Raw genomic sequence first — 12534 nt, forward strand, 5'->3', positions numbered from 1 at the left:
GTTTAAAAACGCTCAGTTACGATGCGTGGTGTCACAAAAATTAATAATTCTTTTTTCTCATTAAAGTTGTTGCTATTTCTAAATAGCCAACCAAAATAGGGAATGTCGCCTAAAACAGGTACTTTTGATACTGTACTGATAATTGCTTGTTGATAAATTCCGCCAAGAACAATCGTTTCGCCATTATTAACTAGCACTTGTGTACCTATTCGCTGAGTATCAATTGCGGGTGCTTGGCCACTTTGTACATCAGAGACGGTATCTTGAGTAACAACTAAATCAAGAATAATACGATCGTCTGGGGTAATGTGTGGTGTTACCGTTAAACTAAGCACAGCTTTTTTAAATTGGGTTGATGTCGCGCCACTTGATGATGCTTCTTGATAGGGAATTTCGACCCCCTGTTCAATATACGCTTGTTTTTGATTTGCCGTAGTAATTCTTGGGCTTGCGATAATTTCACCCTTGTTTTCTTTCTCCATCGCGCTCAACTCAAGGTCCAATATAGTACCATCGGCTAATCGCGCCACTTGAAAAGCAATACTACCTGCTGGGTTTGCTACGGGTAAGTTAACATTTAATCGGTCAGCTAAATTAGGTACCAGTCCACTTGCTGCAGAATTAGCCCCCTCTAAGGAGCCAGAGCCCGCATATTCCCCGTCAGTATCAGTAACCCCCCAGCGTATACCTAACTCTTCATTAATGCTGTCTTTCACTGTGACCATACGCGCTTCTATAATCACTTGTCGTACAGGAATATCTAAAACATTGACCATACGCTTTATATCTTCGATACTTTTCGCCGTATCACGAATTAATAAGGTATTCGTTCGCTCGTCAACACTGACACTGCCACGTGTTGACAAAATACTGTTGTCATCATTTTTAATTAAGTTAGCAAAGTCGGTTGCCTTAGCATAATTTACTTGTACGTATTCAGAGTAGAGTGGCGCAAGTTCAGCGACTTGCTGTTTAGCTTGTAAATCACGTGCTTCACGGGCAGAAAGTTCGTCGCTCGGAGCAACCATTAAAATGTTGCCTTCCATACGCTTATCTAAGCCTTTAACTTTTAATATAATATCCAGGGCCTGATCCCATGGCACGCCGTCTAAACGCAAAGTCACATTTCCAGAGACGCTATCGCTGGTCACTAAGTTAAAGCCATTGTAATCAGCAATAATTTGTAAAACGGTACGAACAGGAATGTCTTGAAAATTTAAAGAAATAGCGCGACCACTAAAATCACCATCTTCTTCTAAGTAACCGGGCGCCTTATCATTTTTAACAACGGTTAATGAAAAAACATTATTAATCTGTTGATGCTTAAAAGTAAAATCACTATTGATATCGACAATAAACTTGGCATTACGTCCCTCTCTAAAGGTTTCGATGCCAGTAACTAACGTACCAAAGTCGGTAACATCTAATTTATAAAGTAAATCATCAATAATTTGGGTGTTATGGAATTCGATATACAGCTTGCCGAGTTTGTCTGTCACATCAACAGCAACCATACTGTCGTCAAGGTAAACCAGTATTTGTGCTTCATTGTTTTCACCATTACGAAAATCTATCGAATCAATGTTGTTAATAAAGGTATTACCTAATGGATTGACCTGGGTAATCGGCGAGTCGCCCACACCTTTATTGAGAATTAATGAGAAGAACTTACCATTTTGCTTAATATCAAAAACTGACAGTTGATCTAAGTGAACCGTAGCAACCACTTTTCCTGCTAATTTTTGCACGCTAACATGACTAACACCGGCATGTTCAACAATGGTTTTTAATAACTTTTCATTAAACTCATTCGCATCAAAGGTAATGCTAATTTGAGCAGGATTCATCGCCGTTTTCATCACGGGTGGATTAACAATGGTTTCGGTGAGTTCAAACTGCAACTCTATTTCATCGTTCTGTAAAGTATTATATTTAATACCGATTAGATCACTAGACCATGCCGAAAAAGCCAAAGAATAGAGCATCACTGCGGTGATAACACTTCGCGTTACCGTTAATGTAACTGACTGATTAGTTTTTATTTTATTAAATAGCAACATTACTTCCCTTGCCCCTCTGTACCTGACTTGACCATTTTAAGTGTCGTCTCACGTTCGACCCAACAACCAGCGCCATCAGCAATTAATTCTCTAACTTTAACATCAAATGGATTCACCATTGTAATGCGACCATGATTCAACCCTAAATAACTTCCAACAGCAACTCGATGTAAGGTTGCATCAGAGGCCTCAACAAGTGCCCAAATAATCTCTTGTTCTCCTAAAGTTCCTCGCATTGATAAATTGCTGAGCGGATACTTTTCCAAGGGCTGCTTACGGCGACGAGGATCTGGACTCAAACATCCTGACATCTGTTGAATTTTCTGTTGGATTGCTTCAACTTCTGGTTTATCAAATGGACTTCGTAACCCTTGCGCTGAATAGTCAAAATGACCAAACTTTGAAATTACCGGCATAGGTTTAATAACATTAGGTGTATTTGCCTGCACTGTCGCTATATGGGTTCGTAAATCACTGGTATCATCAAAGCAACCACTGACACTGATAACAAGCGCAATAAATAAGACTGACTTTTTCATTTTTCTTCAGCCTCTCGATAACGATAAGTTTTTGCTTGTAGTTTTAAACCCAGCAAACCATTTTCCATATTGTTAATGTCGACATCAAAGTCATGCAAAGTAACAATTCGAGGTAACCCAGCAATTTTACTGACAAAGTTACCAAACTCATGATAAGAACCAACCACTTCAATATCAATAGGAAGTTCAATATAAATTTCACGGGTTATTTCTGGCTGCCAATTAAGCTTAACAAATTTCAGCCCACTTGTTGTCCCAACAAAAGTTATATCATCAAGTAAGCCAGGGGTTTCATGACTTTCAGGCAAACTTCTTAATTGATTGGCAAATAAGGCCTCTGCCTCTTTCATTTGCTGCTCAAATAACTCTAAATTGGCAGCAACATGGTATTTTATTTGATATTGGCTTTTTAGTGTAACTTCTTCCGCCGCGTAATTATCGAGTGTTGTTATTTTATCACTGATTAATAAAAAATAACCTAACACCAAAACCACGATAGCGATAAAAACGGCTAATGTTATTTTGGCAGCTTTTGGCCATTGCCCAACGTTATCAGCCTCTAAACCTTCAAATTGTTCAAAGAATTGAGTTAAATCTATGTTCATGATTTACCTCCGTTAGTGATGACTTTTCCGTCATCTCCACTATTTAATAAGCCTTTAATACGCACCCGCATTTTAAAGTCACTCAATAATTTGTTTTTTGCTTCATTGGTCGTAATAGATTCTAAAATTGCATCGGTAAATAACACCGAGCGCTCTATTTCACGGATCATATTCGCTAAATGATTATTCGATTCACTTTTGCCAACGATGTTAATACTGTTGCCCTGTTTTTCAAGACGGGTCAAATAAACACCTGTTGGCACTATTTTAGCTATTTCATCAAAAACTTGGGTACCCACATTTCGGCTGCGCTGAAGTTGTTCAACCACTTGAGTTCTTTTTTGTAATTCTTTTTTCTTTTCGTTTAAGTTTTTAATTTTTATAATACGGGCGTCTAGAAGAGCAATTTCTGTTTTTAAAAACTGATTACGTGAATTTTGACCATCAATACGCATTTGGTAAAATTGACTAATAATAAAAACCAGTGCGAAGGCGATTACGGCAACAATAGTAAGTAGGGTAAAATACTCACGTTGTTTGGCTTTTTCGGCTTCTTCGCGCCATGGGAGTAGATTTATAAATGCCATGAAACAAAGCTCCTCAATGCTAAACCTGCTGCTACCATATATTGAGCGGCGGTTTTATCTAACACATCTTTATCTACACTGTCGGCAACGGTCATCGATTTAAAAGGATTGGCAATAATAGTATGGATACCTAATTCTTCAATTAACAAGGCTTCAAGACCTTCAACATTAGCACTACCACCTGAAACAATAATATAATCTACTTTCTTTTTCCCACTAGAGGTTAAGAACATTTGTATTGCACGGCGAATTTGCTGTGTAAAAATGGTGTGAAACGGTCCTAAAACTTCAAAGGTATAATTAGGCGGCAAGTCATTCGTTATTTTGGCATGCTCGGCTTCTTCAAAGGTTTGATTATAATATGAAACAATTGATCGAGTGTATTGTTCGCCGCCAAAGAGTTGATCCCGGCTATAAATATGTGCGCCAGCATCAGTCACCGAAAACAAGGTCATCACCGCGCCCACATCAACTATAGCAACCGTTTTGTCTTTAGCATCATCGGGTAATTGCGATAAACTTAAATCGTAGGCTCGACTCACGGCATATGACTCAACATCAATAACCTTAGTTTGAAATCCTCCCAATTCTAAAGCCGCAACTCTCGCTTCTACTGATTCGGTTCGAGCAGCACTTAATAAAACATTAACCTTGGTTGGGTCTGATTCATTAATGTCCAGTTTTTCAAAATCTAAACTAACCTCATCTAAAGGGTAAGGAATTAAACTATCGGCTTCAATTTCAATTTGACTGGCGAGCTCGTGCTCAGACAAATTAACGTCCATATAGATAACTTTAGTAATAACGGTTTGTCCAGAAACGGCTGCTGCAGCTTGATTGACTGAAGAGGTAATTTCTTTTCTGATTTTAGTAACAACTTTGCCAACGGCATCAATGTCTTGGATTTCTCGGTCAATAATAGCGCCACGGGGCATAACTTCTGTTGCTAATGCTTCCAGCACATACCCTTCATCGTCTTGACTTAACAAAACCGCTTTTATTGCATGAGAACCAATATCAATACCAACTATTAAAGATGTATTCTTTTTAAAAAGACTGCTGAGCATAACATCCTACTAATATGAGTAAATTCACTAATAACGACACAATTTAAATAAATAAATTTAAATAAACATTATTGCATTGCTTTATATTAGGCATAAACCTGAGATAAATACATTTATTACATGCTTTTAAAGGATATACTAGTGTTATTAATCGTTTTTTTGTCCAATATTGAGAGAAAAATTTAGTGCTTTTATTTAAACGTCTCATAAAAGTAGGGCTAATCTTTATATTTTTAGCTTGTTTGTCTTTAGCCGCTTTATATTTATCAATGCGCAGTGAATTGCCCAGTGTGACTTCATTAAAAGACATGCAATGGCAAACGCCGATGCAAATTTTTAGTGCCGATAATAAGTTAATCAATCAGTTTGGCGAAAAAAAACGCATCCCCTTAAAGCTTAACGAATTTCCACAACAACTGATTAACGCCATTTTAGCCAGTGAAGACGATCGCTTTTATTCACATTTTGGCGTCGACCCAATTGGACTAGGCAGAGCTGTACTCGGTAAACTGATGGGACAAAACAAAGGGGGTGCAAGTACCATTACCATGCAAGTGGCACGAAACTTTTTCTTATCCTCTGAAGTAACCTACACTCGAAAAATCCGTGAAATATTTTTAACTTTCCATATTGAAAGTTTACTCACAAAAGATGAAATACTCGCCCTGTACATGAATAAAATACCGTTAAGTCATCGTAGCTTTGGTTTTGGCGCAGCAGCACAAGTATATTACGGTAAAGATGTTAAAGACTTAACACTGGCACAGATAGCGGTACTTGCTGGTTTACCTAAAGCACCTTCTAACAGAAACCCTATAAGTTCGCCTGATAACGCCAAGACCAATCGCGCAATTGTTTTACAGCGTATGTATAGCGCAGGCTATATCAACTCAACAGAGATGGAACAAGCAAACCAAGCCCCTATTACCGGCAAGAGACACAGTGTAGAAATTGAGTTGAATGCGCCATACATAGCAGAGATGGCACACCAAGAGATGGTCGATCTCTATGGAAAAGAGCTTGCCTATACCGGTGGCTACAATGTTTATCTAACGGTTAACTCAGATTTTCAAAGAGCAGCACAAAAAGCAGTAATCGATAACTTACTGTCATACGATTTGCGACATGGATATCGTGGCGCAGTCGTTTCTTTACGCCCAGAGTTAACTGAAAATACAAGTACTATTGATAAGGTAGCTGAGCTCAGCGATGATGAAGTTATCAAAGCGCTTAATAAAATCGATAATTATCAAACACTTTTTCCTGCTGTGATCACAGGTATTGCTGAACAGTCAGCGACGATTAAATTTTTAGGTCATCAAGATAATAACCACATCACTTTGCAAGAAGGCGATATATTATGGCAAGGCATGTCGTGGGCACGCGAATTTATTAATGATGAAAAACAGGGCGCTGCACCTAAGCTTGCCAATGAAATACTCCAATATGGCGATGTTGTCTTTGTTATTAAAACCGCGCAGGGTTTTACATTAAGCCAGCTACCAGAAGTGAGTTCTGCTCTCGTCTCTTTATCAACAGATAATGGTGCGATAAAAGCAGCTATTGGCGGATTTAGCTTTCAGCAAAGCCAGTTTAATCGAGTTACACAGGCAAAACGACAAGTGGGCTCTAACATAAAGCCCTTTATTTACTCCGCCGCTTTAGATAATGGCTTTACCTTAGCCACACTTGTCAATGATGCGCCAATTAACCAATGGGATGAAAGTTCAGGTTCAGTTTGGCGTCCAGAAAACTCTCCCCCTATTTATAACGGCGACATTCGGGTTCGATTAGCACTTGCACAATCTAAAAATGTTATCGCCGTTAGACTATTAAGAGCGGTTGGATTAGACAAAATAATTCCGCATTTAGCAGCCTTTGGCTTTGTACCCAACGATTTACCACGAAACGAAACACTTGCTCTAGGCTCTGCATCTCTAACACCATTAGAAGTGGCCACCGGATTTGCAACCTTCGCGAACGGCGGCTATTTAATCAGACCCTATTTAATTGATAGAATAGAAGATTCGTTTGGTAAAGTCCTCTTCCAAGCAAATCCAGCTATTGCCTGTGACATATGTTCACTAGAAATTAAGCAACGAGATATTAATAATTCCTCAGTCCCGCTTGAGCTTTTAGCTGAAAAAGACCTACGTCCACTTATTAAAGCTGAACGAGTGATTAGCCCGCAGAACGCTTTTTTAGTGACACAAGCATTAAATGCGGCAATTTGGGGTTCAGATTATCAAATGAAACCGTTTTGGCGAGGAACAGGATGGCGCGCACAAACATTAAAACGACATGATATTGCAGGAAAAACAGGGACAACAAATCAATCAAAAGATGCGTGGTTTTCAGGCTTTAGCCGTCGATTGGTCACTACTTCTTGGGTAGGCTTTGATGACCCTGGCAGAAGTTTGGGTAAAACACGTTATAATAGCAATCTCGATAAATATCAAATTACCGGTGGCGAAGCTGGTGCAAAATCAGCACAACCAGCTTGGATAGACTTTATGGAAGTTGCATTAGTTGCTCATCCTGAAGAACCTTTTATTCAGCCTGTTGATATAGTGTCAGTACGCATTGATAAAAGCAGCGGTAAACTGACCAATAAAACAGATAAAACCAGCTTTTTTGAATACTTTCAGTTTGGCACCGCGCCAACAGAATCGGTAACACAAGATAATAGTAGTGAAATACTTGATGGCTCACGTATTTTTGATGAGAGTAGTAACGGCGATATATTTTAACCAGGCAGTAATTTTCTTCCAATATCATTAGTCGCCTGACAAATGTTAGTGAGATACTTGCTGTAACTTGTCGCTATTGTCAGCTTTTGACTTTTATAACTTTCATTTGCAACTTATTCCTTACAGAACAAAACATTTATTTAATTGTTTTGTTCCTTTTACAAAAATAAATTCACTGTAGATTATGCGAATCAACAGCATAATCTACAGTCTCTCCCATAAAGCAAAACCAGCAATAAGTTCTTGTAATAAAACAATTAAAATAAATTAACATGGTTCTAATGGTAAAATATTTAGTTTAATTACTCAGTCACCGTATCTTCCCCCCTACCACTATAAATGAAAGTTATAGTGAAAACTTTCACAACGAAAGAAATTTTGCTTTCGTTTTGTCTAATAATCGCCTAAAATTGCGTTCTCAAACATGTTTAACACAAAATGTTCACTGTCGTACTTTTAGGAGAGTATTCGCTATGGCTTCTTTAGAAAGCTCAATTGATTTATCTGTATATGGCATCAATGATGTTGCCGAGATTGTTTACAATCCGTCTTACGAGTTACTCTTTGCTGAAGAAACTAAGTCTGAACTGACTGGTTTTGATAAAGGCATAGAAACCGAACTTGGTGCGGTTAACGTCGATACGGGTATTTTTACCGGTCGCTCACCTAAAGATAAATATATTGTTCGTGATGATACTAGCCGTGATACGGTTTGGTGGTCTGATCAAGGTAAGAATGATAACAAACCAATGACGCAAGAAACTTGGGATCATTTAAAGACTTTAGTGACTACTCAACTTTCTAAACAGCGTTTATTTGTTGTCGATACTTACTGTGGTGCTAATGCCGATACACGCTTAAAAGTTCGCTTTATCACTCAAGTTGCATGGCAAGCTCACTTTGTTAAAAACATGTTTATTCGCCCTTCAGATGAAGAGTTGAAAGATTACGAACCCGATTTCATCGTAATGAATGGTGCTAAAACAACTAACGATAAATGGCAAGAACAAGGTCTTAACTCTGAAAACTTTGTTGCCTTTAACCTTACTGAAAAAATTCAATTGATCGGCGGTACTTGGTACGGCGGAGAAATGAAAAAAGGTATGTTCTCAATGATGAACTACCTATTACCTTTAAAAGGTATTGCTTCAATGCACTGTAGTGCAAACGTCGGTGAAGAAGGCGATGTAGCGGTATTTTTCGGCTTATCAGGTACAGGTAAAACAACGCTTTCTACAGATCCAAAGCGTCAACTTATCGGCGATGACGAACATGGCTGGGATGATAATGGTGTGTTTAACTTTGAAGGTGGTTGTTACGCTAAAACGATCAACTTAAGCAAAGAAAATGAACCTGATATTTATAATGCGATACGTCGAAATGCATTATTAGAAAATGTTAGCGTTGATGAACACGGTAAAATTGATTTTGATGATAACTCAAAAACTGAAAATACCCGTGTGTCTTACCCAATTGATCATATTGAAAATATTGTTAAGCCTATTTCTCGTGCTGGTCATGCGAAAAAAGTTATTTTCTTAACTGCCGATGCTTTTGGTGTATTACCACCTGTTTCAAAGTTAACCCCCGCACAAACTGAATATTACTTTTTATCTGGTTTTACAGCTAAACTTGCTGGAACTGAGCGTGGTATTACCAAGCCGACTCCGACATTCTCAAGTTGTTTTGGCGCAGCCTTCCTAAGCTTGCACCCTACTCAGTATGCTGAAGTTCTACGTAAACGTATGCAAGCCGTTGGTGCTGAAGCTTACTTAGTTAACACCGGTTGGAATGGTACGGGTAAACGTATCTCAATAAAGGCTACTCGTGCGATTATTGATTCGATTCTAGATGGTTCTATAGATAGCGCTGAAACTACTGTTTTACCGTTATTTAATTTAGAAATCCCAACGAGTGTTGCAGGGGTTGAAGGCGATATTCTTGACCCTCGTGATACTTACACAGATAAAGAAGAGTGGAACACTAAAGCAGAAGATTTAGCTAAGCGCTTTGTTAAAAACTTTAGTAAGTTTACTGATACTGATAATGGTAAGTCATTAGTCGATGCTGGACCTCAGCTATAAAGACTTAATATTTAAATGTTATCACTAAAAAGCCGCTAAACTTAACGTTTAGCGGCTTTTTTCTGTTCAGGATGAACAGTCATCACAGCATGACCATTCTTAGTGAGACATGCCTTCTATTGCATCAGTCCATTGTGCAACGCACGGTTACTATGTGAATTTCAGAAAATTTATTTAATGGGTAATAAAACCTTGGCTGATAAACCGCCTTCAGCACGGTTAGTTAACAGAACATCACCACCATGAGTATTCACTATCTTCTTTATTATCGCTAAGCCTAAACCACTTCCTTCTGTGCCTCGCGCTTTATCCCCTTGCGTAAAAGGTTGGAACAAACGTTCTATATCTTCTTCAGGAATACCAGGGCCGTTGTCAGACACACAGAAATACACTGACTTTTTATCCGCTGAAATCCCGGTAATAATATCAATATCTCCATCAGAGTAACGTAAGGCATTCTGAATAATATTAGCAACCGCTCTCTTCATCGCAACAAAGCGTAGCGGTATTTCAGGTAGTTCTTGCTCTGAAAAATTTATCTGCCGACCATAAATAAGTTCGGTTTGCATCACATCATTAATTAAGTGATTGAGATCGCAAAGCTCAGGCTTATCTTTACTGTTATGGCGAATGTAGTCGATAAACTGATCAATAATACTGTTCATATCATCAATATCGCCTTCGATACCCTCTTTTAAAAACTCATCTTGTGTTGACATCATCTCCGCCGCAAGGCGAATTCTGGTTAATGGCGTGCGTAAATCATGAGAAATTCCGGCCATCAATAAGTTACGATCGTCTTCGAGCTGTTTTATACCTCGAGACATATGATTAAAAGCTTGAGTTACCGCAACAATTTCAGTGGTTCCTAACTCGGCTAATGGCTGAGGAAACTCGCCACGCCCGACATCTTCTGCGGCTTTTTGTAATGCTTTTAAAGGACGATTTATTTGCCGAACAAACAACCAACCGCCAATGACACTTAATAGGCCCAGAAACATTAACACCACTGTAAGCGGAGAAAAGTTTGCTTCTTCTAGACCTGAAAGGGGAATTCTGATCCAATAATGTGGCGCTTGCGGAGGCCTGATCCAGAATATATATTGCTCCCCTCCTTGGGTCAGTCTCAGTTCAGTATCGCCATCAAGTAATTTTGACATCTCTTTAGAGCGATGCGCAAGATAGGTAGCTTCTGCCAACCCTGACGATAATGCGTCACTTTCACGATAAACTTCAATGCCCGTTTTTTCTTGAAATGATCTTGAGAATGCCTTTCTAAGCAGATCATCATCAATATCAATAAGCACAACCCGTACTTGTTTTGCTAACAACTCATTAGTTAGCTGAGTATTAGGTTGGATGATGTAATAAACCATAGATACCCAAGAAACAACTTGATTAATCAATAGTAAAAAACCAATCAAGAGTACGGTTTGCCCAAAGGCACTACGTGGCAATATTTTCATGGTTTACATCCATAGTAGGGTCTTCGCTTATATAAGGTAGGTAACGGTGTTAAACGCACTAATTGACTTCTTTACCTTCAGGCACAAAGACGTAGCCTAAACCCCAAACCGTTTGAATATAACGAGGTTTTGCCGGATCTACTTCTAACATTCTTCTTAAACGTGAAACCTGTACATCAATGCTACGCTCTAAAGCTGAATAATCACGACCACGCGCTAAATTCATCAGTTTATCACGAGACAGTGGCTCTCTCGGGTGAGTGATCAGGGCTTTTAAAACAGCAAATTCGCCACTCGTTAAAGGCATATTAATATCGCCTTTTACCATCTCTCTAGTGGCAAGGTTAAGTTGATACTCACCGAAAGAAACAATGTTCTCTTCTTGTGAAGGAGCGCCAGGAGCTTCTTGTACCCTGCGTCTCAACACAGCTTTAATTCGCGCTAATAATTCTCTTGGGTTAAAAGGTTTTGGCATGTAATCATCAGCACCGAGTTCCAAACCAATAATACGATCAACTTCATCGCCTTTGGCGGTTAGCATGACAATTGGCATATCATTAGATTGTTGACGTAAGCGACGACATATAGATAAGCCATCTTCGCCAGGTAACATCAAATCTAAGACTAACAAGTGAAAGTTCTCTCTCTCAAGTAAACGATCCATTTGCTCTGAACTCGCCGCAGTACGCACGGCAAACCCTTGTTCAACTAAATATCGCTCTAAAAGCGCTCGAAGGCGCATATCATCATCAACTACTAATATCTTTTTAGTTTCATTACTCATTGGGGTCATCCTATAACAATCATTTGTTCACTATAATCTAAAAAAAGTAATAATAAAGCTGCTATTAAGAATTAAAGTTAAGGTATTTGTTACAATTTATGAAGTTTGACCGTTTACAGCCATACGGAGTTGGCTGTTTTGACTATTTCACTAAAATCTAGATATAAAAAAAGACGCCTAAGCGTCTTTTCTTGAATTCTCGTGAGAACTAAAATCTGCAATTATGCGATGCCTCTTTCAGGTACAGCGATACAACACCTGCTCGGTGTTAGTAACTTTGACTGTTTTGACTATTTCACTAAAATCTAGATATAAAAAAAGACGCCTAAGCGTCTTTTCTTGAATTCTCGTGAGCACTAAAATCTGCAATTATGCGATGCTTCTTTCAGGTACAGCGATACAACACCTGCTCTGTGTTAGCAGCTTTGACAGTTTTGACTGTTTGACAATTTCACTAAAATTTAGTGATAAAAAAAGACGCCTAAGCGTCTTTTCTTTAAGTTCTCGTGAGAACTAAAATCTGCAATTATGCGATGATTTTAGATACAACACCAGCACCAACAGTACGACCACCTTCACGGATAGCGAAGCG

General features: G+C 38.7%; 10 protein-coding genes. 2 read left to right on the forward strand and 8 right to left on the reverse strand.

Going from position 1 to position 12534, the window contains the following annotated elements; genetic code table 11:
* Positions 1-2 precede the first annotated feature (2 nt).
* From H4J70_RS15760 to H4J70_RS15780, 5 genes are read right to left on the reverse strand one after another with little or no spacing between them, the layout of a single operon-like run.
* The gene (locus H4J70_RS15760; RefSeq protein ID WP_182213855.1) at positions 3-2060 is read right to left on the reverse strand and encodes a type IV pilus secretin PilQ; all 2058 of its coding nucleotides are present in this window, start codon (positions 2058-2060) and stop codon (positions 3-5) included.
* Complete coding sequence (locus H4J70_RS15765) at positions 2060-2599, reverse strand: pilus assembly protein PilP (RefSeq protein WP_070375648.1); 540 nt, start codon at positions 2597-2599, stop codon at positions 2060-2062. Before H4J70_RS15765 ends, H4J70_RS15760 begins: the two co-directional genes overlap by 1 nt.
* Entirely contained in the window at positions 2596-3204 is a 609-nt protein-coding gene (locus tag H4J70_RS15770) for a type 4a pilus biogenesis protein PilO (protein WP_182213857.1), read from the reverse strand. The genes H4J70_RS15765 and H4J70_RS15770 overlap by 4 nt, the downstream gene beginning before the upstream one ends.
* A complete protein-coding gene (locus H4J70_RS15775) occupies positions 3201-3791 on the reverse strand; it encodes a PilN domain-containing protein (RefSeq protein ID WP_070375646.1) in 591 nt (196 codons plus the stop codon). Before H4J70_RS15775 ends, H4J70_RS15770 begins: the two co-directional genes overlap by 4 nt.
* On the reverse strand, positions 3779-4858 hold the full coding sequence (locus tag H4J70_RS15780) for a pilus assembly protein PilM (protein ID WP_182251431.1): 1080 nt from the start codon (positions 4856-4858) through the stop codon (positions 3779-3781). Before H4J70_RS15780 ends, H4J70_RS15775 begins: the two co-directional genes overlap by 13 nt.
* Positions 4859-5043: 185 nt before the next feature.
* Here H4J70_RS15780 and H4J70_RS15785 point away from each other — a divergent pair, with 185 nt between their 5' ends.
* Both H4J70_RS15785 and pckA read left to right on the forward strand, forming a co-directional pair.
* The gene (locus H4J70_RS15785; protein WP_182213861.1) at positions 5044-7608 is read left to right on the forward strand and encodes a penicillin-binding protein 1A; all 2565 of its coding nucleotides are present in this window, start codon (positions 5044-5046) and stop codon (positions 7606-7608) included.
* A gap of 473 nt (positions 7609-8081) precedes the next feature.
* Positions 8082-9692 (forward strand): phosphoenolpyruvate carboxykinase (ATP), encoded by a 1611-nt coding sequence (gene pckA / locus H4J70_RS15790; RefSeq protein ID WP_070375643.1) that lies wholly within the window; start codon positions 8082-8084, stop codon positions 9690-9692.
* 170 nt (positions 9693-9862) lie between these two features.
* Here the strand turns inward: pckA and envZ are convergent, their stop codons facing one another.
* From envZ to H4J70_RS21030, 3 genes are all read right to left on the reverse strand, one after another.
* Positions 9863-11158, reverse strand: coding sequence for a two-component system sensor histidine kinase EnvZ (envZ, locus tag H4J70_RS15795; RefSeq protein ID WP_182251432.1), 1296 nt, complete (start codon positions 11156-11158; stop codon positions 9863-9865).
* 58 nt (positions 11159-11216) lie between these two features.
* A complete protein-coding gene (gene ompR / locus H4J70_RS15800; RefSeq protein WP_070375641.1) occupies positions 11217-11942 on the reverse strand; it encodes a two-component system response regulator OmpR in 726 nt (241 codons plus the stop codon).
* A 526-nt stretch (positions 11943-12468) separates the two neighbouring features.
* A partial coding sequence (locus H4J70_RS21030) for a hypothetical protein (RefSeq protein ID WP_139083085.1) occupies positions 12469-12534 on the reverse strand: 66 nt, incomplete at its 5' end.

The sequence above is a fragment of the Colwellia sp. BRX8-9 genome, assembly GCF_014077245.1.
Taxonomy (GTDB): Bacteria; Pseudomonadota; Gammaproteobacteria; order Enterobacterales; family Alteromonadaceae; genus Colwellia_A.

Excerpts from the sequence above, each read along its gene's own strand:
- H4J70_RS15760 (WP_182213855.1), bottom strand. The coding sequence starts at position 2,060 with ATGTTGCTATTTAATAAAATAAAAACTAATCAGTCAGTTACATTAACG.
- H4J70_RS15765 (WP_070375648.1), bottom strand. The coding sequence starts at position 2,599 with ATGAAAAAGTCAGTCTTATTTATTGCGCTTGTTATCAGTGTCAGTGGT.
- H4J70_RS15770 (WP_182213857.1), bottom strand. The coding sequence starts at position 3,204 with ATGAACATAGATTTAACTCAATTCTTTGAACAATTTGAAGGTTTAGAG.
- H4J70_RS15775 (WP_070375646.1), bottom strand. The coding sequence starts at position 3,791 with ATGGCATTTATAAATCTACTCCCATGGCGCGAAGAAGCCGAAAAAGCC.
- H4J70_RS15780 (WP_182251431.1), bottom strand. The coding sequence starts at position 4,858 with ATGCTCAGCAGTCTTTTTAAAAAGAATACATCTTTAATAGTTGGTATT.
- pckA (WP_070375643.1), top strand. The coding sequence starts at position 8,082 with ATGGCTTCTTTAGAAAGCTCAATTGATTTATCTGTATATGGCATCAAT.
- envZ (WP_182251432.1), bottom strand. The coding sequence starts at position 11,158 with ATGAAAATATTGCCACGTAGTGCCTTTGGGCAAACCGTACTCTTGATT.
- ompR (WP_070375641.1), bottom strand. The coding sequence starts at position 11,942 with ATGAGTAATGAAACTAAAAAGATATTAGTAGTTGATGATGATATGCGC.